Here is a 20,256-nt window from a genome sequence, read left to right on the forward strand (position 1 = left end):
CCCGGGGGACAACCCCCGGACCCCCGGCCGATGTCAGTGCGGGGCGGGATCATGAGCGCAGCTCCTTGCCGGTCAGCTCCAGGAAGACGTCCTCCAGGGTGTGGCGTTCGACCGAGATCCGGTCGGGCATCACCCCGTGCTGGGCGCACCACGAGGTCACGGTCGCCAGCAGTTGCGGGTCGACCTTGCCGACGACCCGGTAGGCGCCCGGCGTCAGCTCGGCGGCCGTGCAGTCGGCGGGGAGCGCCTTCAGCAGGGAGGCCACGTCGAGGCCGGGGCGGCCGGTGAAGCGCAGGGTGTTCTCTGCGCCGCCCTTGCACAGCTCCTCGGGCGAGCCCTGGGCGATGACCCGGCCGCCGTCGATGATCGCCACGTCGTCGGCGAGCTGCTCGGCCTCGTCCATGTGGTGCGTGGTGAGGATCACGGAGACGCCGTCGGCGCGCAGGTCCCGGACCAGGTCCCAGGTGGCCCGGCGGGCCTGCGGGTCGAGGCCGGCGGTCGGCTCGTCGAGGAAGACCAGCTCGGGACGGCCCACCACGGCCATGGCGAGGGCGAGGCGCTGCTGCTGGCCGCCGGACAGCCGCCGGTAGCCGGTCCGGCCGCAGGAGTCGAGTCCGAGCCGTTCGATCAGGGCGTCCACGTCGAGCGGGTGCGCGTGCAGCTTGGCCACGTGCCGCAGCATCTCGTCGGCTCTCGCGCCGGAGTACACCCCTCCCGACTGGAGCATCACCCCGATACGGGGACGCAGCTCGGCGGACTGCCGGACCGGGTCGAGGCCCAGGACGCGCACCGTGCCGGCATCCGGCCTCCGGTACCCCCCGCAGGTCTCGACCGTGGTCGTCTTCCCCGCCCCGTTGGGACCGAGTACGGCGGTCACGCCCGGCTCGGCGACCAGGTCGAGGCCGTCCACGGCGGTCTTCGTGCCGTACCGCTTCACCAGGGCCTGGACCTGGACCACGGGCTCACTTCGCATGGCCCCAGAGTCTAGGGAGCGGCAGTGGATCTCATGCGGCCGGGGCCGGAAAGCCCTCCGCACGGGTCCGGTGCACCGAAAGCCACCGTTCGGCGTAGCCCACCGCGTCGGCCACGGAGCGTGATCATCGGTGACGGTCCGCGCGCGGGGGCCGACCGTGGCGAAGGCGGTCTGCGGTGCGCTGCCATGCCGGCGTCGGCCGAGGTGCCCGGGGCTGGGTGCCTCTGCTCGGCGTTGTCAGGTGCCGTCGCGCCCACCCGTGCCGCCCCAGCGGCACGACTGCCCGCAGCTAGGTAGGTCGAACGCCGGGCGGCAACCTCCAGCCCGTCCGGCGTTTGAGGACGAGGCCGTTCAGGCCGACAGGGGGTCCGGGGGCGCAGCCCCGGGGGGTGACCGCGGCGCGGGGCGGCCTGGAAGGCACCGCAGACAGGGGGCCGCCTGGTGCCACCGAATTGATCGATCAAAGATCGTTCTCGCAGGTCAGGTTAGGTGGGCCTAAGTGACGCAGCGCACCGCGCGGTGATCCGGACGCCGCTTGCCCCGGTCCGCGGAATTACGCAACAATGGCGTTGTGAAAAACGTCGGTGAGGCTCGGGAGACTCCCCTGGGGGCCCCGCAGGAGGACCTCGCGACCGGTGAGCGCTCCACGCGCAACCGCGTCGCGCGATCCATCCTGGACCACGGGCCCTCCACCGTCGCCGAGCTGGCCGGCCGGCTGGGTCTCACCCAGGCGGCCGTACGGCGTCATCTGGACGCGCTCGTCGCCGACGACGTCGTGGAGGCCCGCGAGCAGCGCGTGTACGGCACGCGCACGCGTGGCCGCCCCGCGAAGGTCTTCGCGCTGACCGACTGCGGCCGGGACGCCTTCGACCAGTCGTACGACAAGCTCGCCGCGGACGCCCTGCGCTGGATCGCCGAGCGCGAGGGCGGCTCGGACGCGGTCGCCGCCTTCGCTCGCGCCCGGATCGCCGCCCAGGCGGGCGCGTACCGCCGGGCGATCGAGGCCGCCGGACCCGACGGGCGCGCGGAAGCCCTGGCCAAGGCCCTGACCGCGGACGGGTACGCTGCTACGGCGCGCAGCGCCCCCCTCCCGCACAAGGGCGAGCAACTGTGCCAGCACCACTGCCCGGTCGCCCATGTGGCGGAGCAGTACCCGCAGCTGTGTGAGGCGGAGACCGAGATCTTCGCCGAGCTTCTGGGTACTCACGTCCAGCGACTGGCGACGATCGCCCACGGCGACGGCGTGTGCACGACGTTCATTCCCAAGATTTCCACTGACGCACCTGCAAGCACGGCCGGGAGGAACCCCGCATGACGCTCCCCACGGAGACTGCCCACCCCGAACTTGAGGGCCTGGGCAAGTACGAATACGGCTGGGCCGACTCCGACGTGGCCGGTGCCTCCGCCCGGCGCGGCCTGAACGAGGACGTCGTCCGCGACATCTCGGGCAAGAAGTCCGAGCCCGAGTGGATGACCAAGCTGCGCCTGAAGGGTCTGAAGCTCTTCGAGAAGAAGCCCATGCCGAACTGGGGCTCGGACCTGTCGGGCATCGACTTCGACAACATCAAGTACTTCGTGCGCTCCACGGAGAAGCAGGCGGAGTCCTGGGAGGACCTGCCCGAGGACATCAAGAACACCTACGACAAGCTGGGTATCCCGGAGGCCGAGAAGCAGCGCCTCGTCGCCGGTGTCGCCGCGCAGTACGAGTCGGAGGTCGTCTACCACCAGATCCGCGAGGACCTGGAGGAGCAGGGTGTCATCTTCCTGGACACCGACACCGCGCTGAAGGAGCACCCGGAGCTCTTCAAGGAGTACTTCGGCACCGTCATCCCCGCCGGTGACAACAAGTTCGCCTCGCTGAACACCGCCGTGTGGTCGGGCGGCTCGTTCATCTACGTGCCGAAGGGCGTGCACGTCGAGATCCCGCTCCAGGCCTACTTCCGGATCAACACCGAGAACATGGGCCAGTTCGAGCGGACCCTGATCATCGTCGACGAGGGCGCCTACGTGCACTACGTCGAGGGCTGCACCGCCCCGATCTACAAGTCGGACTCGCTGCACTCCGCGGTCGTCGAGATCATCGTCAAGAAGAACGCCCGCTGCCGCTACACGACCATCCAGAACTGGTCGAACAACGTCTACAACCTGGTCACCAAGCGCGCCGTGGCGTACGAGGGCGCGACCATGGAGTGGATCGACGGCAACATCGGCTCCAAGGTGACGATGAAGTACCCGGCCGTCTACCTGATGGGCGAGCACGCCAAGGGCGAGACCCTGTCCATCGCCTTCGCCGGCGAGGGGCAGCACCAGGACGCGGGCGCCAAGATGGTCCACATGGCGCCGAACACGTCGTCCAACATCGTCTCCAAGTCCGTGGCGCGCGGCGGCGGCCGCACCTCCTACCGCGGTCTGATCGAGATCGGCGAGGGCGCCCCGGGCGCCAAGTCGAACGTGCTGTGCGACGCGCTGCTGGTCGACACCATCTCCCGCTCGGACACGTACCCGTACGTCGACGTCCGCGAGGACGACGTCTCCATGGGCCACGAGGCCACCGTCTCCAAGGTCTCCGAGGACCAGCTCTTCTACCTGATGAGCCGCGGCCTGACCGAGTTCGAGGCGATGGCGATGATCGTGCGCGGCTTCGTCGAGCCGATCGCCAAGGAGCTCCCCATGGAGTACGCGCTGGAACTCAACCGGCTGATCGAGCTGCAGATGGAAGGCGCGGTCGGTTAAGACCGCCGCCCGTCATCGTCAGCAGACGTCACACTCAGAAAGAGAGCACTACGACAGCCATGGCTGAGGCCCAGAACATCCCCGTGGGGTCGACCACCGCGGGCTCGATCGCGGTCGCCGCGGAGTCGACCGTCGTCTCGCGCATGAGCGCGCCCCCCTCCTTCGACGTGGCGGACTTCCCCGTCCCGCACGGCCGCGAGGAGGAGTGGCGGTTCACCCCGCTGGAGCGCCTGCGCGGACTGCACGACGGCACCGCCGTCGCCGACGGCGACGGCGTGAAGGTCGACATCGAGGCCCCCGAGGGCGTCACCGTCGAGACCGTCGGCCGGGACGACGCGCGGCTCGGCAGGGCGGGCACCCCGGTGGACCGGATCGCCGCCCAGGCCTACTCCCACTTCGAGCAGGCCTCGGTCGTGACCGTCCCGAAGGAGACCGTCCTCACCGAGCCGATCCGCATCGCGGTGCACGGCCAGGGCGGCACCCGCTTCGGCCACCAGGTGATCGAGCTGGGCGCCTTCGCCGAGGCCGTCGTGGTCATCGACCACACCGGTGACGCGGTCCTCGCCGCCAACGTCGACTACCTGCTCGGTGACGGCGCCAAGCTGACCGTCGTCTCCGTGCAGGACTGGGACGACAAGGCCGTGCACGTCGCCCAGCACAACGCGCTGGTCGGCCGCGACGCCTCCTTCAAGTCGGTCGTCGTCACCTTCGGCGGCGACGTCGTCCGCCTGCACCCGCGCGTGGAGTACGCCGGCACCGGCGGCGAGGCCGAGCTGTACGGCCTGTACTTCACCGACGCCGGGCAGCACCAGGAGCACCGCCTGCTGGTCACGCACAACGCCCCGCACTGCAAGTCGAACGTCGCCTACAAGGGCGCGCTCCAGGGCGAGTCCGCCCATGCGGTCTGGATCGGCGACGTGCTCATCGAGGCCAAGGCCGAGGGCACCGACACCTACGAGATGAACCGCAACCTGGTCCTCACGGACGGCGCGCGCGTCGACTCGGTGCCGAACCTGGAGATCGAGACCGGCGAGATCGTCGGCGCCGGCCACGCCTCCGCCACCGGCCGCTTCGACGACGAGCAGCTCTTCTACCTGATGGCCCGCGGCATCCCGGAGCAGGAGGCCCGCCGCCTGGTGGTCCGCGGCTTCTTCGCCGAGCTGGTCCAGCAGATCGGTGTCGCCGACATCGAGGAGCGCCTGCTCGCCAAGATCGAGGAGGAGCTGGAGGCTTCGGTCGCATGACCTTCGTACGCGCCTGTGGGCTGAGCGAGCTGGAGGAGGACACCCCGAAGCGGGTGGAACTCGACGGCACGCCGGTCTCGGTCGTCAAGACCGAGGGCGAGGTGTTCGCGATTTACGACATCTGCTCCCACGCGAACGTCTCCCTCTCCGAGGGCGAGGTGGAGGACTGCCAGATCGAGTGCTGGCTGCACGGCTCCAGCTTCGACCTCCGCACCGGCAAGCCGTCCGGCCTCCCCGCGACGCGCCCCGTCCCCGTATACCCCGTAAAGATCGAAGGGGACGACGTGCTCGTCTCCCTCTCCCAGGAGTCCTGAGGCACCCATGGCAACGCTTGAAATCCGAGACCTGCACGTCACCGTCGAGGCCGACAACGCCACGAAGGAGATCCTCAAGGGCGTCGACCTCACCGTGAAGCAGGGCGAGACGCACGCCATCATGGGCCCCAACGGCTCCGGCAAGTCGACCCTCGCCTACTCGCTCGCGGGTCACCCGAAGTACACGATCACCGGCGGCACCGTGCTGCTCGACGGCGAGGACGTCCTGGAGATGTCCGTCGACGAGCGCGCCCGCGCGGGCCTGTTCCTGGCGATGCAGTACCCGGTCGAGGTCCCCGGCGTCTCGGTCTCCAACTTCCTGCGCACCTCCGCCACCGCCGTCCGCGGCGAGGCCCCCAAGCTGCGCACCTGGGTGAAGGAGGTCAAGGAGACCATGGAGCGCCTCCACATGGACCCGTCCTTCGCCGAGCGCAACGTCAACGAGGGCTTCTCCGGCGGTGAGAAGAAGCGCCACGAGATCCTCCAGCTTGAGCTGCTCAAGCCGAAGGTCGCGATCCTCGACGAGACCGACTCCGGCCTCGACGTCGACGCGCTGCGGATCGTCTCCGAGGGCGTCAACCGCGTTCGCGAGACCGGTGAGGTCGGCACCCTGCTGATCACGCACTACACGCGCATCCTGCGCTACATCAAGCCCGACTTCGTGCACGTGTTCGCCGACGGCCGCATCGCGGAGTCCGGTGGCGCTGAGCTGGCGGAGAAGCTGGAGAACGAGGGCTACGAGGCGTACACGAAGGGTGGCGTATCCGCGTGACACAGCTGCCGGGCCTCCTCGACACCGAGGCGATCCGCAAGGACTTCCCGATCCTGGACCGGGTCCTCCATGACGGCAAGAAGCTCGTCTACCTGGACAACGCGGCGACCTCCCAGACGCCGCGCCAGGTGCTCGACGTGCTCAACGAGTACTACGAACAGCACAACGCCAACGTCCACCGCGGTGTGCACGTGCTCGCCGAGGAGGCCACGGCGCTGTACGAGGGCGCGCGTGACAAGGTCGCGGAGTTCATCAACGCGCCCAGCCGCGACGAGGTGATCTTCACCAAGAACGCCTCCGAATCGCTGAACCTCGTGGCGAACATGCTGGGCTGGGCCGACGAGCCCTACCGCGTGGACCACGAGACCGAGATCGTCATCACGGAGATGGAGCACCACTCCAACATCGTGCCGTGGCAGCTGCTCGCGCAGCGCACCGGTGCGAAGCTGAAGTGGTTCGGCCTCGACGACGACGGCAGGCTCGACCTGTCCCGCATCGACGAGGTCATCACCGAGAAGACGAAGATCGTCTCCTTCGTGCTGGTGTCGAACATCCTCGGCACGGTCAACCCGGTCGACGCGATCGTGCGCCGCGCTCAGGAGGTCGGCGCCCTGGTGTGCATCGACGCCTCCCAGGCCGCCCCGCACATGCCGGTGGACGTGCAGGCGCTGCAGGCCGACTTCGTGGCCTTCACCGGCCACAAGATGTGCGGCCCGACCGGCATCGGCGTCCTCTGGGGCCGCCAGGAGCTGCTGGAGGACCTGCCTCCGTTCCTCGGCGGCGGCGAGATGATCGAGACCGTCTCGATGCACTCCTCGACGTACGCCCCGGCGCCGCACAAGTTCGAGGCCGGCACCCCGCCGATCTCGCAGGCGGTCGGCCTCGGCGCGGCGATCGACTACCTCAACTCGATCGGCATGGACAAGATCCTCGCCCATGAGCACGCGCTGACGGAGTACGCCGTCCAGCGCCTGGCCGAGGTCCCGGACCTGAAGATCATCGGTCCGGCCACGGCCGAGGACCGGGGCGCGGCGATCTCCTTCACGCTGGGCGACATCCACCCGCACGACGTGGGCCAGGTCCTCGACGAGCAGGGCATCGCGGTCCGGGTCGGCCACCACTGCGCGCGGCCGGTCTGCCTTCGGTACGGAATTCCCGCGACCACGCGAGCGTCGTTCTATCTGTACTCCACGCCGGCCGAGATCGACGCCCTGGTCGACGGCCTGGAGCACGTACGGAACTTCTTCGGATGAAGGGCTGAGGCGTGAAGCTGGACTCGATGTACCAGGAAGTCATCCTGGACCACTACAAGAACCCGCACGGGCGGGGCTTGCGGGATGGCGACGCCGAGGTGCACCACGTCAACCCGACCTGCGGCGACGAGATCACGCTCCGAGTGAAGTACGACGGCTCGACGATCCAGGACGTCAGCTACGAGGGCCAGGGCTGTTCCATCAGCCAGGCATCGGCCTCCGTGCTGAACGAACTCCTCGTCGGCAAGGACCTCGCAGACGCGCAGAAGATCCAGGAGACCTTCCTGGAGCTGATGCAGTCCAAGGGCCGGATCGAGCCGGACGACGCGATGGAGGAGGTGCTGGAGGACGCGGTCGCGTTCGCCGGCGTCTCCAAGTACCCCGCGCGGGTCAAGTGCGCCCTCCTGAGCTGGATGGCGTGGAAGGACGCGACGGCCCAGGCGCTGGACGGCGCCGGCACGGACGCCGAAAGGAAGACGGCATGAGCGAGACCGTGGAGATGAAACCGGCCTCGGAGGAGGAGCTCCGCGAGGCCCTGATGGACGTCGTCGACCCCGAGCTGGGCATCGACGTCGTCAACCTCGGCCTGATCTACGGCATCCACGTCGACGACTCCAACGTGGCGACCGTCGACATGACCCTGACCTCCGCGGCCTGCCCGCTGACGGACGTCATCGAGGACCAGGCCAAGTCCGCCACGGACGGCCTCGTCAACGAGCTGCGCATCAACTGGGTCTGGATGCCGCCGTGGGGTCCGGACAAGATCACGGACGACGGGCGCGAGCAGCTGCGCGCGCTCGGCTTCAACGTCTGAGACGCAGCGTCCGGCACAGAGCCCGCAAGGGGGCCGCGGCATCGCGCCGCGGCCCCCTTCGCCGTGCGGACGGCCTGTGTACGTCCCTTGCGTGTGTACGCCCCCTGCGCTCATGTGTACGCTCGTACACATGGGATACCTCCTGCTTGCCGGCGCCATCGCCGCCGAGGTCGCCGCGACGACGGCGATGAAGTACAGCGAGGGGTTCAGCAGGCTCTGGCCGTCCCTGATCACGGCCCTGGGCTACGTCCTCTCCTTCGCGCTGCTCGCCCAGACCCTCAAGACCGTCGCCATCGGCACGGCGTACGCGATCTGGGCGGGCGTCGGCACGGCGACGATCGCCGTCATCGGCCTGATGCTGTTCGGGGAGGGGCTCAACCTGGCCAAGGTGGCCGGAATCGTGCTGATCATCGGCGGAGTGGTGGTCCTGAACCTCGGCGGGGCGCACTGATGTCCCGCCGCTACGACCCCGGCAGGCGGCAGCGGATCATCGACGCGGCGCTGCGGGTGGTGGGGGAGAAGGGCATCGCCGGGCTCAGTCACCGCTCGGTCGCGGCGGAGGCGGACGTGCCGCTCGGCTCGACGACGTACCACTTCGCCACCCTGGACGATCTGCTGGTGGCCGCGCTGGAGCAGGCCAGCGAGGGCTTCGGGGCCGCGCTGGACGCGAGCGGGGTCCTGGCGGAGGGCGGCGGCGACCTGGCGGCGGGTCTCGCCCGGGCCCTCGGCGAGTGGCTGGGCGGCGACCGGGCGGGCGCCGAGCTGGAGTACGAGCTGTATCTCGCCGCGCTCCGGCGCCCCGCCCTGCGTCCCGTCGCCGAGCGGTGGACCCGGGAGACGGCGCGGCGCCTGACCGCGCGCACCGATCCCACGACCGCACGGGCCCTGCTCGCGCTCATGGACGGCATCTGCCTGCAAGCGCTGCTCACGGGCGGTTCGTACGACGAGGCCCACACGCGCACCGCGCTGTCCCGGCTGATCCTCCGAGGTGCGCCCGGCACGTGAGACGCGGTTCGCTCCCACGCCCCGGCCCACGTTAGGTTTTCCCACATGACCGACACGACTGCTTCCCGCACCACCGGTGCCGTGGCCGCCGGCCTCGCCACCATCGCCTCCGACGGCACCGTCCTCGACACCTGGTTCCCCGCGCCCGAGCTGGCCGACCAGCCCGGCCCCTCCGGTACCGAGCGACTGTCCGCCGAGCAGGCCGCGGAACTCCTTGGCGGCGGCGCCACGGCCGCCACCGGCCCGGACGCCCGCCGGGGCGTCGAGGTCGTCGCGGTCCGTACGGTCATCGCCTCGCTCGACGACAAGCCGATCGACGCGCACGACACCTACCTGCGCCTGCACCTGCTCTCCCACCGCCTGGTCAAGCCGCACGGCCAGAGCCTGGACGGCATCTTCGGGCACCTCGCCAACGTGGCCTGGACCTCGCTCGGCCCGGTCGCCGTGGACGACGTCGAGAAGGTGCGGCTCAACGCGCGTGCCGAGGGCCTGCACCTCCAGGTCACCTCGATCGACAAGTTCCCGCGCATGACGGACTACGTGGCCCCCAAGGGCGTCCGCATCGCCGACGCCGACCGGGTCCGCCTGGGCGCGCACCTGGCCGAGGGCACGACGGTCATGCACGAGGGCTTCGTCAACTTCAACGCCGGCACACTCGGCACGTCCATGGTCGAGGGCCGCATCTCCGCCGGCGTCGTCGTGGGCAACGGCTCCGACATCGGCGGCGGCGCCTCCACCATGGGCACCCTGTCCGGCGGCGGCAACGTCCGCATCACCATCGGCGAGCGCTGCCTGGTCGGCGCCGAGGCGGGCGTCGGCATCGCCCTCGGCGACGAGTGCGTGGTCGAGGCCGGCCTCTACGTCACCGCGGGCACCCGCGTCACCATGCCCGACGGCCAGATCGTCAAGGCCCGCGACCTGAGCGGCGCCTCCCACATCCTCTTCCGCCGCAACTCGGTCACCGGCGCGGTCGAGGCCCGCCCGAACAACGCGGTCTGGGGCGGCCTGAACGACATCCTCCACACCCACAACTGATCGACCCCCTCCCCACGAAGCGCCTCCACACCGAGTGGGGGCGCTTTCGTCATGTCACGGCGCGGCGAGCAGGGCCTCGTAGTGGGCCAGGAGGCGGGCGGTCGTTGCGGTGTCGGCGGGGCGCAGGGGGGTGCGGACCGGGCCGGCGGGGTGGTGGAGGTGGTTGAGGAGGGCCTTGGTGGTGACCGCGCCGGGGAGGGGGGTGTTCATCATCGCGTCGGTCAACGGGGTGAGGCGGAGCTGGAGTTCGGTGGCGCGGGCGGTGTCGCCCGCGTCGTAGGCGGCGAGGACGGCGGCGACGTGGGACGGGACCGCGTTCGCGATCGTGGACACGCAGCCGGCCGCGCCGACCGCGCGCAGCGCGAGGATGTGCTCGTCGCAGCCCGCGTAGTACGCCAGGTCCGTGCGGGCCAGGACCTTCTGGGTGCCGAGGACATCGTAGGAGCAGTCCTTGACCGCCACGATCCGCGGATGCGCGGCGAGCCGGATCATCGTGTCCGGCTCGATGCGGGTGCCGGTGCGGCCGGGGATGTCGTAGAGCATCACCGGGACCCGGCTCGCGTCGGCCACCTCCAGGAAGTGCGCCTCCACCGCGTCCTGCGGCGGCCTGCTGTAGTACGGCGTCACCACCAGCACCCCGTCGGCGCCCGCCTCGCCGGCCGCGAGGGCCAGCTCGACGGTGTGCCGGGTGTCGGCGGTGCCGACGCCCGCGACCAGCGGCACCCGTGAGCCGACCGCGTCCCGTACGGCCGTGATCAGCTCCGCCTTCTCCGCGTCCGTCGTGGTCGGCGACTCGCCGGTGGTGCCGCTGAGCACCAGCCCGTCGCAGCCCTCCGCCACCAGGTGCCGGGCCAGCCGGCGGGCCCCGTCCGGGTCCAGCGCGCCCTGCGCGGTGAAGGGGGTGATCATCGCGCAGAGGACGCGGCCGAAGGGCGGGCGGGGGCGGGGCGAGGGCGTGTCGGTCGTCATGAAAGTAGTGTCGGCAGGACCGATCGTGTAGCTCCACTTAATTCTTCTACGAGGTATTGATAAGCATTGCTGGGAGAGGTTGAGGCCCTGTGTCCAAGCCGGCCTCCGTGCGGCACCATGGAAGGAGGTCACACCGACGTCAGGTCATGGGAGGCACCATGAAGCTCGGCAAGGCACTGGCCACCGGGGTCGCGGAGGAACGCCCGCTCGCCCGCGAGGGGGAGCGTGACCTCCCGGAGGAGATCACCGCCACCGAACCGGCCGCCGCGGCCGAACCGGCCCGCGAAGAGGTCCCGGCCGCCCGATGAGGCTACGGCTCCCCGCGGAACGCCCGACGGAGCCGCCGACCGGATACAAGATCGCCCACCCGGTGCTGTCCCAGGACGGCACCCGGGCCGGGTTCACCGGTGTGTCACTGGGCGGCACGCTGCCGTACGGCGTCCTCGACGACGCGTCCTGCGTCTACGGCCGCAGGCACCGGACACCCGCGCGCCACTGCGCCTGCGGCTTCCACTGCCTGCACGACCGCACGGCCGCCGAAGCCCTGCTCTGCACCGCCGAGCACCGCACCGCCGTCCTGCTCGAAGTGGCCGTACTCGGCCGCTACATCCGCTTCGAACGCGGCTACCGCTCCTCCCGGCAGCGCGTGCGCACCGTGACCGTGGGCCCCTGCGCCTGCGGCGCGCCCGCCGCCGCCCTCGCCGACGCCGGCTGGGGCAGACCCGGCTGGCGGGCCCTCGCCCCCGCCTGCGCCGGATGCGTCCACGCGCGTCCGTCCCGCTCGCTCGCCGGATTCGCCCGGCTCGCCGGCGAGGGAGTGCGCGTCGTCGCGGGCACCGCCATCGGCGCACCGCCCGGCGAAGCCGACGCCGCCGGCGGCGACCTCGGGGTGCCCGAACTCGTCGCGGAGGCCGCCCTGTTGCAGGCACGTCTCGACTGGTTCCAGACCCAGCTCGCCCACCTCGGTGAACGCGGGGGCGGCTCCGCCGGGCAGGGGTGACGACCGGGGGTCTGGGTACCCGGGGGTCCGTACCGAGAGGAGGCGGACACCGTGACCGGGACCACGCACGTACGGCCCGCCGCTGACGGGCACCCTTCGGTGGGCGAGCTCGTCAGCCGGGCGACAGAACAGATATCCCTGCTCGCACGGCAGGAAGTGGCCCTCGCCAAGGAGGAGTTGGCGGAGAAGGGCCGCCGCGCCGGGCGCGGCGGCGGACTGCTCGGGGCGGCGGGCGCCGTCGGCTACGCCGGACTGCTCGTCCTGGCGGGGGCGGGCGTCGCCGCACTCTCACTGGTCCTGCCCGTGTGGGCGGCGGCGCTGATCATGACGGGCGTCCTCTTCGCCCTCGCCGGCCTGCTCGCGCTCACCGGGCGCGCCCAGCTGCGCCACGCCACACCGCCCACACCGCAGGCCACGCTCGGCAGCGTCAGGGCGGACGTCGAGGAGATCAAGGGAAGGGCACACCGATGACGGACAGGAGCGCGCACGGCTCGGGCGCGAAGGGCCCCGACGAGCTGCGCCGGCAGATCGAGCGGACCCGCGGCCAGCTGGGCCACACGGTCGAGGAACTGGCCGCCAGGGCGGACGTCAAGGGCCGGGCCCGGGCCCGCGCCGTCGACCTCATGGACAAGGCCGGCGCGATGACCGTGCAACTGCGCAGCAGCGCCGCCCAGGCCGGCCACAGCGTGCAGGACCGCGCCACCCGGGCCGGACACCTGGTCCAGGAACGGGCCGGGCACGCCGGCCACACCCTGGGCGACCGGGCCCATCGGGCCGGCCACGCCGTGCAGGACCGGACGGGCGGCACGGCGCACGGCCTGCAGAGCAGGGCCGGCAGCACCGTGCACAGCGTCCGCGACAGGGCCCGGCACGCGGGGCACGTCGCCGAGCGGCAGGCACCGCCGCTGCGGTACGTGTTCCAGAACCCCCGGCCCGTGCTGATCGCGGGCGCGGCCGTCGCCGTGGTCGTCACGGCCGCCGTCGCCATGCGGCGGAGGTCCACGGACAACGGCTGACCCCGTCCGCGGGACCACGGCCCGACCGGGCCCGGAACGGCGAACGTGCCCCCGGCCCGCCGCACGAGGCGGCGGGCCGGGGGCACAGGCACGGGCACCGGAGCACGCCGGCCCGGCGGGCGCTACGGACGGAACCGAAGCACCTGCGGGTCGTGGTCGCTGATCTGGTCGTGGAACTCCGCGTTGATGTGCACGCTGTCGTACGCGAAGTCGTGGCCGCGCCGGATCGACGGGCTGATCAGGATCTGGTCCAGCACCTGCTCGTTGCCCTGGTAGTCGTAGGTGTAACGCTCGCTCCTGGGCAGCGACTTGATCGCCGACCACAGCACGCCGTCGTCCTGGAGAATCTGCGCCGTGCCGGAGAACTCGAAGTCGTTCATGTCGCCGAGCGCGATGACGTCCGCGTTCTTCTGGACGGACAGGATGTCCTTCGCGAACGCGTTCACCAGCGTCGCCTGCGCGTGCCGCTGGATCTCCGAGCTGCGGGTGGGCGGCTGGTACTGCGAGGTCAGCCCCTGGTCGCCGCCCTTGGACGTGAGGTGGTTGCCGATCACGAAGACCGTCTTGCCGCGGAAGACGAACTGGCCGACCAGCGGCTTGCGGCTGTCCTTCCAGGCCGCGTCCGACGGCGCGATCCGGCCCGGGGACGCCGTCAGCTGCGCCTTGCCGTGCACCTTGGTGACACCGACGGCGGTGGTGGAGTCGCCGCCCGCGCGGTCCACGAAGGACACCCGCTGCGGGTTGAACAGGAAGACGTTGCGGATGTTGCCGCCCGGCTCGCCGCCGTCCTGGTCGTTGACCGGGTTGATCGAGCGCCACTCGTAGTGCGGGCCGCCGGCCGCGACGATCGCGTCGATCAGCTTGTTCACGGTCGTGCTCGCGTCGACCGTGCCGTCGTCCTTGGCGCCGTTGTCGTCCTGGATCTCCTCCAGCGACACGATGTCCGGGGACTGCAGGTTGTGCACGATCGCCGCGGCGTGCGCGTCGAAGGTGCCGTCGGACGGGTCGAGGTTCTCCACGTTGTACGTCGCCACCGCCAGCTCGCGGTGCGACTGCTTCCGGGTGGTCTCCCGCTGCAGGCCACCGCTCTTGAGCGTGCCCAGCTCGCTCGCGACGAGGGTGTAGCCGCCGTACTGGTTGAAGTCGAGCGGGCCGGTGGTGGTGCCGATGAGGGTGTCACCGACGTCCGCCTTCGGGAAGTCCGCGGTCGAACCCAGCGACTGGATCTGCAGCCGGCCGGTGTTCTGCCCGTCGTAGGAGCCGTACACCGTGCCGCCGCGCCGGTTGGCGTGCTCGTGCGGCTTCACCGTCACCCACAGCTCGCTGTACGGGTCGGTGCCCGTGACCACGCGGGCGTCGGCGACCTGGACGTTCATGCCCTCCAGGGACTCGTAGTAGTCCAGGGCGTACGTCGACGGCCGCAGCGGCAGCCCGTCGATGGAGCCGCCGGCGGCGGTGTCACCGGCCGGCGTGTACCGGGACGGCACCGAGCGGGCGTCGATCACCGTCGGCGCGGGGACCGCGTTGCCGGTGGACACCGTGGTGATCGCCGGCTTGCTGATCTCCGTCAGCGACTGGTTCCCCGAGGACGTGCCGCCCGGGACGTACTCCGAGACCGTGCCGGACACCGTGACCGAGTCGCCGACGGCGACCTTCGGGTTGGACCCGGTGTAGACGAACACGCCCTCGCTGGTCGCCGGGTCGTCGTCCGGGTTCGGGTCCTGGAACCAGAAGCCCTTCGAGGAGCCGTAGGAGCGCGTGGCCGTGACGATGCCGGGTACGTCCGCGACCTTCTGCCCGGCGAGCGGCGATATACGGGTCGTGCCCTGGATGTCATGGATGCGCACCGAGTCGGCGTGCGCGGGGGAGGTGAGGACGACGGCGGACGCCGCGCTGCAGACGGCGGCGACGGTGAGCGCGGCGAGGCGCGCGGAAGACCTGCTCGGCAAGGGATCCCTCCGGGGACGTGCGTGAGCGCCGGGACGAGGGTGGAACGGCTGTGTGCGGGGCTGGTAGCCCTGTGTGACACGCGTAGCGAAGAGTGAACAGTTGTCCCCCCAACTTCTACGCGCGTCAATCTCCTGCTTGGGCCCCGCAGTTGTCAAGGTTTCGGCCATGCACGGAAGCTGACGAGGAGATGAACCGGGCGGCATGGGTGGAAATCCGTCTAGGCTGAGCGGTTGAGTCGCCACGGCCGCGTCGTGCGTCCGAGTCCCGAGGAGAACCAGCCGATGTCAGACAGCTCCCCCCTGCCGCCCGTACGGCTGCACCCCGAAGCGGAGCTGGCGCGCGCCGCCCTGTCCACCCCGTTGCTCTCCCGCGCCGCCCGGCTCGCCCGCTGGGCCGGCCCCGGGACCCGCGTGGACGCCGGTGGCGGGCTGGTGGAGGAGCAGCTTCCGGCCGCCGCCGAGGAACTGGGGCTCACCGGCGACGACGCGGCCGCCTACGCGAGCGAGGCGTGGCGGGTCGCCCTGGACGCCGGGCTGGTGGAGATCGCCGACGAGGAGACCGGCACCGTCGCCGCCGGGCCGGAACTGGCGCGGCTCACCGGCGGATCCCCGCACGACGTCCTCGCGGTGTGGCTCGCCGGACTGGAGACGGTCGTCGCCGACGCGACCGTGCCCGACCTGGACGGGCTCGCCGAGGTCCTGGAGGAGGGCGGCGAGGTCGATTTCTCGTCACTCGACTGGGACCCCGAGGCCGAGGCCGAGTTCCTCGACGGCGTCCTCGGCAACCTCTACCTGCTGACGGTCAGTGAGGACGGTCCCGGCGAGAGCCCGGTGCCGCTGCCCGCCCTCGCCGCCTCCATGATCGTGCCCAGCGACATGGGCGAGCCCACCAACGACGTCCTGGAGCAGGTCTCCGACGCGATGATGCGGCTCGACGACCAGTTCCGGATGCTGGAGCCGGCCGGACTGGTGGAGTACCAGCCGGTCGACGAGGCCCTGATGGCCGACGCCGACGAGGAGCCCGCCGCACCCGTCGACGACACCGACGTCGCCCGCTACGGCATGGTCCGGCTGACCCCGCTCGGCCTGTACGGGCTCCGGGCACGGCTGCTGGAGGCCGGCGTCGAGGCGCCCGCGGTCGGCGAACTCGCCGAGAAGGGCGCCGACGCGCTGCTCTCCGGCACCGCCCGGTTCGGTCAGTCGGCCGCCCAGGCCGAGACCGAGCAGTGGCTGACCCGGCGCGAACCCCTCGCCGCCGCCGCCGAGTTGCTGGCCGCGGCCCGCGGCGCGGACATCGGCGCGCCGCTGCGCAGGCTCCGCTGCCAGCAGGCACTGTCCCTGGTCGGCGCGGAGGCCGAACCGGCCCTGCGGGACGTCCTCGACGACCCTGAACTGGGCGGCCTCGCCCGGGTGTGGCTCAGCGAACGCGGCACCCCGGACGTGCCCGCCCCGTCGGAGCAGCTCGTCTTCTGGCTGACCATCGACACGATCGCCGCCCAGCTGGCCGCCGAGGGCAACTCGGAGGAGCTGCAACTGCTCGTCGAGGGGCTGGCCGGCCAGCACAGCGGATTCTTCGCGGTCGCCTGGCGCGTGGACCACCCGGCGACCGCCGACGTCCTGGAGGCGATGGGGCGGCTCCACCCCGACAAGAAGGTGGCGAAGGAAGCGCGGAAGGCGGCCTTCAAGGCGCGGTCTCAACAGGGGGGTTGAGCGCAGGGGTTGCGCAGGGGTCGAGCGGACAGTCGAAGAAGGGCACCTCTTCGGCTCCGATAATTCGCTCGCCCTACCCGCGGCCCCTCTCCTAGAGTGATCCACGTCCAGGTGCGAAGGCAGGACCTACTTCCACTCTTAATGGGGAGGCCGCGGGTTCGAATCCCGCCACCGGCTCAACGGGCCGGTGTAGCTCAGAGGCAGAGCACCAAACGTCGGTTCCGCCGCCCTCGATCTCTGGACACCGAAAACTTCACGCACCTCCCGGTGCGCCGGAAGCGGCTCCTTCCCTTTCCTGGAATCACCTGCCGCGGCCGAATCGATCTCGGGGGGCGCGGCACATGGTGGGTGCCCGGTGCGCAGGCAGCGGTTACTTCATCGGATCGGACGGGTGCGGGTTCGAGTCCCGCCACCGGCTTTCAGCCGGTGTAGCTCAATGGGTAGAGCATCTGGCTAAAGTCCGCCGCCGACCCCGGATCTCGGGCACCTTCCATTTGCCGCGCCTCCCTCCGAAAAGCAAGCGAATTCGGGGGAATTCATCATGGCGCGATTCAACACGCGTGCCGCCAAGGCACAGCCCACCTCCGCGGTCACCACGACGGGCCGCGTCCTGCGGACCCACCAGGGCGGCCGCGGCCGGGAGCGCGACGCGCGCTCCGAGCTCTTCCTGCTCGCCGTCTCCAATTTCGTCGGGCGGGACACCTTCTACGAGAGCGGCGCCGACCGCGACGACCGGTTCACCCGCCTGCTCCGCGGCCTCGCCGTCAGCGACCCGTCCTGGACGGCCGGACTGCTGGCCTGGCTGCGCGGCGAGGGCAACATGCGCACGGCCTCGCTCGTCGGCGCCGCCGAGTACGTCCACGCCCGGCTGGCCGCCGGCGCGACCGACGGCCCGTCCAACCGGCAGGTCGTGGCCTCCGTGCTCCAGCGCCCGGACGAGCCCGGCGAGTTGCTCGCCTACTGGACGGCGACGTACGGCCGTGCCGTCCCCAAGCCGGTCAAGCGGGGGATCGCCGACGCCGTACGGCGGCTGTACCACGCCAAGTCCCTGCTGAAGTACGACACCGCGTCCAAGGGCTACCGCTTCGGCGACATCCTCAACCTGGTGCACGCGGCTCCCGGCCCGGACAAGCCGTGGCAGGGCGAGCTGTTCCGGTACGCGCTCGACCGGCGGCACAACCCGGACACCGCCGTGCCCCCGGCGTCGCTGCCGGTGCTCACCGCACACCGTGAGCTGATGGCACTGCCCGTCGAGGAGCGGCGGGCGGTCGTCACGGCTCCCGGTGGCGCCGAGCGGCTGGCGGCGGCCGGGATCACCTGGGAGGCGCTGGCCGGCTGGCTGCAGGGGCCGATGGACCAGGCGGCCTGGGAGGCCGTCATCCCGTCCATGGGTCCGATGGCCCTCGTCCGCAACCTGCGGAACTTCGACGAGGCGGGCGTCTCGGACGAGGTCGCCGCACAGGTCGCGGCGAGCATCAGCGACCCCGCGCAGGTGGCCCGCTCGCGGCAGTTCCCCTTCCGCTACCTGGCCGCCTACCGGCACGCGCCCTCGCTGCGCTGGTCCTACCCGCTGGAGCGGGCGCTCGGTCACTCGCTGGCCAACGTGCCCGCCCTGCCGGGCCGGACGCTGGTGCTCGTCGACCGGTCGGGCTCGATGTTCTGGTCGCCGGTGTCGGAGCGCTCGCAGCTGACCCGGGCCGACGCCGCGGCGATCTTCGGCACGGCCCTCGCGCTGCGGGCGGCGGACGCCGACCTCGTCGAGTTCGGCTCGACCAGCCGGGCGGTGGAGTTCCGCGCGGGCGAGTCGGTGCTGAAGATCCTGGAGCGCTTCGGGAACCTCGGTGGCACCGACACCACCGAGGCGGTGCGGCGGCACTACGCGCGGCACGACCGGGTGCTGATCGTCACCGACGAGCAGTACGCGCCGAACCGGCACGGGGACCCGACGGCGCAGATCCCGGCCCATGTTCCGGTCTACACCTGGAACCTGGAGGGTTACCGCGCGGGCCACGGTCCCTCGGGCACCGGCAACCGGCACACCTTCGGCGGCCTCTCGGACGCGGCCTTCCGCATGGTGCCGCTCCTGGAGGCCGCGAAAAACGCCGAGTGGCCCTGGCAGCCGTGAACTGCCGGCCCGCCCCCGGCACCACGGCCGGCCGGGGGCGGGCCACGCTCACCGAATTCAGCTGCGGTCAGCCACAGCGGACCCGCAGTTGAAGTCGGCGGCCCGCCTACAGTGCACGGGCCCCCGGGTCGACCATGTTGCGGACGGTTCGGGCCTTCACGAAGTCGCCCAGGGCCGTCATGTCCCACTCGCCGGAGAACTGGCGGACCAGCTTGGCCATCAGGACGCCTGTCTGGGCCTCGGCGTTGGTGAGGTCGAAGCGGACCAGTTCCTCGCCGGTGGCGGCGTCGAGGAGGCGGCAGTAGGCCTTGGCGACCTCCGTGAACTTCTGGCCGGAGAAGGAGTTCACCGTGAAGACCAGGCCGGTGACCTCCTGGGGGAGGCGGCCCAGGTCGACGGTGATGACCTCGTCGTCGCCCCCGCCCTCGCCGGTGAGGTTGTCGCCGGAGTGCCTGACCGCGCCGCCCAGGATCGACAGCTTGCCGAAGTAGCAGCTGTCGATGGCGTTGCGCTGCGGGCCGTAGGCGATGACCGAGGCGTCGAGGTCGATGTCCTTGCCGCGGAACGCGGGCTCCCAGCCGAGGCCCATCTGGACCTGGCTGAGCAGCGGCTGTCCGCCCTTGACCAGCGACACGGTCTGCTTCTTCTGGAGGCTGACCCGCCCCTTGTCCAGGTTGATCTTCCCGGCGCCCGGAGCGGGTGCGGCCGGCGCCGGCGGGGCCGCCGGGACCGGCGGAGCCGCCGGCTGCGGTGCGGCCACCGGCTGCGGCGCCGCGGCCGGTTCCTCCACCGTCACGCCGAAGTCGGTCGCGATGCCGGCCAGCCCGTTGGCGTACCCCTGGCCGACCGCCCGGGCCTTCCACTGGCCGTTGCGGCGGTAGATCTCCACGATGACCAGCGCGGTCTCCGCGCCGAGCTGCGGCGGGGTGAACAGGCCGAGGACCGAGCCGTCGGCCGCGTCCCGGATCGTGGCCGTCGGCTCGATGCCCTGGAAGGTCTGGCCCTGCGCGTCGGGGCTCGCGGTGACGACGATCTTCTCGATGTCCGGCGGCACGGCCGCGGTGTCCACCGTGATCGCGTCCGGCCCGGCACCGCCGCCGGACCGGTACGTCACGCCCGGCCCGGCCGGCTGGTTGTAGAAGATGAAGTCGTCGTCGGAGCGCACCTTGCCGTCGGCGGTGAGCAGCAGGCTCGACACGTCGAGCCGCACCGGCGCGGCGACGTCCACCGTCACGCGGGCGGCCGACAGAGGGATGTTCGAGCCAGGGGTCATAGCTGTCATGCCGGGTGAACGAACGACATCACTTTGCCGTTCCCTTACCGCCGGGCCACCCGCGAACCGTC

Annotated in this window: 21 protein-coding genes and 1 tRNA gene; 18 read left to right on the forward strand and 4 right to left on the reverse strand. The window is 71.3% G+C overall.

Annotated elements, in window-relative coordinates:
- Window positions 1-49 precede the first annotated feature (49 nt).
- Entirely contained in the window at window positions 50-973 is a 924-nt protein-coding gene (locus DBP14_RS27410; RefSeq protein ID WP_129309775.1) for an ABC transporter ATP-binding protein, read from the reverse strand.
- A 571-nt stretch (window positions 974-1,544) separates the two neighbouring features.
- Here DBP14_RS27410 and DBP14_RS27415 point away from each other — a divergent pair.
- From DBP14_RS27415 to dapD, 11 genes are all read left to right on the forward strand, one after another.
- Window positions 1,545-2,288, forward strand: coding sequence for an ArsR family transcriptional regulator (locus tag DBP14_RS27415; protein ID WP_129309776.1), 744 nt, complete (start codon window positions 1,545-1,547; stop codon window positions 2,286-2,288).
- Window positions 2,285-3,706, forward strand: a complete 1,422-nt coding sequence (sufB, locus tag DBP14_RS27420; protein ID WP_129309777.1) for a Fe-S cluster assembly protein SufB — start codon at window positions 2,285-2,287, stop codon at window positions 3,704-3,706. Before DBP14_RS27415 ends, sufB begins: the two co-directional genes overlap by 4 nt.
- A gap of 59 nt (window positions 3,707-3,765) precedes the next feature.
- Window positions 3,766-4,950: a Fe-S cluster assembly protein SufD gene (gene sufD / locus DBP14_RS27425; RefSeq protein ID WP_129309778.1), complete on the forward strand. Its 1,185-nt coding sequence runs from the start codon at window positions 3,766-3,768 to the stop codon at window positions 4,948-4,950.
- Window positions 4,947-5,264 carry a non-heme iron oxygenase ferredoxin subunit gene (locus DBP14_RS27430; RefSeq protein WP_129309779.1) on the forward strand — a complete coding sequence of 106 codons (318 nt, stop codon included), beginning with the start codon at window positions 4,947-4,949 and terminating at the stop codon, window positions 5,262-5,264. The genes sufD and DBP14_RS27430 overlap by 4 nt, the downstream gene beginning before the upstream one ends.
- Before the next feature lie 7 nt (window positions 5,265-5,271).
- On the forward strand, window positions 5,272-6,036 hold the full coding sequence (gene sufC / locus DBP14_RS27435) for a Fe-S cluster assembly ATPase SufC (protein WP_129309780.1): 765 nt from the start codon (window positions 5,272-5,274) through the stop codon (window positions 6,034-6,036).
- Entirely contained in the window at window positions 6,033-7,289 is a 1,257-nt protein-coding gene (locus tag DBP14_RS27440; RefSeq protein ID WP_129309781.1) for a cysteine desulfurase, read from the forward strand. The genes sufC and DBP14_RS27440 overlap by 4 nt, the downstream gene beginning before the upstream one ends.
- An 11-nt stretch (window positions 7,290-7,300) precedes the next feature.
- Window positions 7,301-7,774 carry a Fe-S cluster assembly sulfur transfer protein SufU gene (sufU, locus tag DBP14_RS27445; RefSeq protein ID WP_129309782.1) on the forward strand — a complete coding sequence of 158 codons (474 nt, stop codon included), beginning with the start codon at window positions 7,301-7,303 and terminating at the stop codon, window positions 7,772-7,774.
- A complete protein-coding gene (locus DBP14_RS27450) occupies window positions 7,771-8,103 on the forward strand; it encodes a metal-sulfur cluster assembly factor (protein WP_129309783.1) in 333 nt (110 codons plus the stop codon). The genes sufU and DBP14_RS27450 overlap by 4 nt, the downstream gene beginning before the upstream one ends.
- A gap of 130 nt (window positions 8,104-8,233) precedes the next feature.
- The gene (locus tag DBP14_RS27455; protein ID WP_129309784.1) at window positions 8,234-8,554 is read left to right on the forward strand and encodes a multidrug efflux SMR transporter; all 321 of its coding nucleotides are present in this window, start codon (window positions 8,234-8,236) and stop codon (window positions 8,552-8,554) included.
- Entirely contained in the window at window positions 8,554-9,108 is a 555-nt protein-coding gene (locus tag DBP14_RS27460) for a TetR family transcriptional regulator (RefSeq protein WP_129309785.1), read from the forward strand. The genes DBP14_RS27455 and DBP14_RS27460 overlap by 1 nt, the downstream gene beginning before the upstream one ends.
- 45 nt (window positions 9,109-9,153) lie before the next feature.
- On the forward strand, window positions 9,154-10,143 hold the full coding sequence (dapD, locus tag DBP14_RS27465; protein ID WP_129309786.1) for a 2,3,4,5-tetrahydropyridine-2,6-dicarboxylate N-succinyltransferase: 990 nt from the start codon (window positions 9,154-9,156) through the stop codon (window positions 10,141-10,143).
- A 54-nt stretch (window positions 10,144-10,197) separates the two neighbouring features.
- Here the strand turns inward: dapD and dapA are convergent, their stop codons facing one another.
- The gene (dapA, locus tag DBP14_RS27470) at window positions 10,198-11,112 is read right to left on the reverse strand and encodes a 4-hydroxy-tetrahydrodipicolinate synthase (RefSeq protein ID WP_129309787.1); all 915 of its coding nucleotides are present in this window, start codon (window positions 11,110-11,112) and stop codon (window positions 10,198-10,200) included.
- A 146-nt stretch (window positions 11,113-11,258) separates the two neighbouring features.
- Here dapA and DBP14_RS36235 point away from each other — a divergent pair, with 146 nt between their 5' ends.
- Genes DBP14_RS36235 through DBP14_RS27485 form a run of 4 tightly spaced genes read left to right on the forward strand, consistent with a single transcriptional unit; the run spans window position 11,259 to window position 13,128 of the window.
- Window positions 11,259-11,420, forward strand: coding sequence for a hypothetical protein (locus DBP14_RS36235; protein ID WP_164992215.1), 162 nt, complete (start codon window positions 11,259-11,261; stop codon window positions 11,418-11,420).
- Complete coding sequence (locus DBP14_RS27475) at window positions 11,417-12,112, forward strand: hypothetical protein (RefSeq protein ID WP_129309788.1); 696 nt, start codon at window positions 11,417-11,419, stop codon at window positions 12,110-12,112. Before DBP14_RS36235 ends, DBP14_RS27475 begins: the two co-directional genes overlap by 4 nt.
- Window positions 12,113-12,163: 51 nt before the next feature.
- Window positions 12,164-12,583 carry a phage holin family protein gene (locus tag DBP14_RS27480; RefSeq protein WP_129309789.1) on the forward strand — a complete coding sequence of 140 codons (420 nt, stop codon included), beginning with the start codon at window positions 12,164-12,166 and terminating at the stop codon, window positions 12,581-12,583.
- Entirely contained in the window at window positions 12,580-13,128 is a 549-nt protein-coding gene (locus tag DBP14_RS27485; RefSeq protein WP_129309790.1) for a DUF3618 domain-containing protein, read from the forward strand. Before DBP14_RS27480 ends, DBP14_RS27485 begins: the two co-directional genes overlap by 4 nt.
- 122 nt (window positions 13,129-13,250) lie before the next feature.
- Here the strand turns inward: DBP14_RS27485 and DBP14_RS27490 are convergent, their stop codons facing one another.
- Window positions 13,251-15,077 (reverse strand): endonuclease/exonuclease/phosphatase family protein, encoded by a 1,827-nt coding sequence (locus tag DBP14_RS27490; protein WP_129309791.1) that lies wholly within the window; start codon window positions 15,075-15,077, stop codon window positions 13,251-13,253.
- 282 nt (window positions 15,078-15,359) lie between these two features.
- Here DBP14_RS27490 and DBP14_RS27495 point away from each other — a divergent pair, with 282 nt between their 5' ends.
- From DBP14_RS27495 to DBP14_RS27500, 3 genes are all read left to right on the forward strand, one after another.
- Window positions 15,360-16,787, forward strand: coding sequence for a hypothetical protein (locus DBP14_RS27495; protein WP_129309792.1), 1,428 nt, complete (start codon window positions 15,360-15,362; stop codon window positions 16,785-16,787).
- Between the two features lie 104 nt (window positions 16,788-16,891).
- A tRNA-Lys gene (locus DBP14_RS36240) sits at window positions 16,892-16,961 on the forward strand.
- A gap of 367 nt (window positions 16,962-17,328) precedes the next feature.
- Window positions 17,329-18,912 (forward strand): TROVE domain-containing protein, encoded by a 1,584-nt coding sequence (locus DBP14_RS27500; RefSeq protein ID WP_129309793.1) that lies wholly within the window; start codon window positions 17,329-17,331, stop codon window positions 18,910-18,912.
- 106 nt (window positions 18,913-19,018) lie between these two features.
- Here DBP14_RS27500 and DBP14_RS27505 read toward each other — a convergent pair whose 3' ends face one another.
- A complete protein-coding gene (locus DBP14_RS27505; protein ID WP_129312118.1) occupies window positions 19,019-20,185 on the reverse strand; it encodes a TerD family protein in 1,167 nt (388 codons plus the stop codon).
- Between the last annotated feature and the right edge of the window lie 71 nt (window positions 20,186-20,256).

Origin of the sequence: Streptomyces sp. L2 (assembly GCF_004124325.1) — a bacterium.
Classification (GTDB): domain Bacteria; phylum Actinomycetota; class Actinomycetes; order Streptomycetales; family Streptomycetaceae; genus Streptomyces.

Excerpts from the sequence above, each read along its gene's own strand:
- DBP14_RS27460 (WP_129309785.1), top strand. The coding sequence starts at position 8,554 with ATGTCCCGCCGCTACGACCCCGGCAGGCGGCAGCGGATCATCGACGCG.
- dapA (WP_129309787.1), bottom strand. The coding sequence starts at position 11,112 with ATGACGACCGACACGCCCTCGCCCCGCCCCCGCCCGCCCTTCGGCCGC.
- DBP14_RS27500 (WP_129309793.1), top strand. The coding sequence starts at position 17,329 with ATGGCGCGATTCAACACGCGTGCCGCCAAGGCACAGCCCACCTCCGCG.
- DBP14_RS27450 (WP_129309783.1), top strand. The coding sequence starts at position 7,771 with ATGAGCGAGACCGTGGAGATGAAACCGGCCTCGGAGGAGGAGCTCCGC.
- DBP14_RS27495 (WP_129309792.1), top strand. The coding sequence starts at position 15,360 with ATGTCAGACAGCTCCCCCCTGCCGCCCGTACGGCTGCACCCCGAAGCG.
- DBP14_RS36235 (WP_164992215.1), top strand. The coding sequence starts at position 11,259 with ATGGGAGGCACCATGAAGCTCGGCAAGGCACTGGCCACCGGGGTCGCG.
- sufB (WP_129309777.1), top strand. The coding sequence starts at position 2,285 with ATGACGCTCCCCACGGAGACTGCCCACCCCGAACTTGAGGGCCTGGGC.
- DBP14_RS27485 (WP_129309790.1), top strand. The coding sequence starts at position 12,580 with ATGACGGACAGGAGCGCGCACGGCTCGGGCGCGAAGGGCCCCGACGAG.
- sufC (WP_129309780.1), top strand. The coding sequence starts at position 5,272 with ATGGCAACGCTTGAAATCCGAGACCTGCACGTCACCGTCGAGGCCGAC.
- DBP14_RS27410 (WP_129309775.1), bottom strand. The coding sequence starts at position 973 with ATGCGAAGTGAGCCCGTGGTCCAGGTCCAGGCCCTGGTGAAGCGGTAC.
- DBP14_RS27475 (WP_129309788.1), top strand. The coding sequence starts at position 11,417 with ATGAGGCTACGGCTCCCCGCGGAACGCCCGACGGAGCCGCCGACCGGA.
- dapD (WP_129309786.1), top strand. The coding sequence starts at position 9,154 with ATGACCGACACGACTGCTTCCCGCACCACCGGTGCCGTGGCCGCCGGC.
- DBP14_RS27455 (WP_129309784.1), top strand. The coding sequence starts at position 8,234 with ATGGGATACCTCCTGCTTGCCGGCGCCATCGCCGCCGAGGTCGCCGCG.
- sufD (WP_129309778.1), top strand. The coding sequence starts at position 3,766 with ATGGCTGAGGCCCAGAACATCCCCGTGGGGTCGACCACCGCGGGCTCG.
- DBP14_RS27430 (WP_129309779.1), top strand. The coding sequence starts at position 4,947 with ATGACCTTCGTACGCGCCTGTGGGCTGAGCGAGCTGGAGGAGGACACC.
- DBP14_RS27505 (WP_129312118.1), bottom strand. The coding sequence starts at position 20,185 with ATGACCCCTGGCTCGAACATCCCTCTGTCGGCCGCCCGCGTGACGGTG.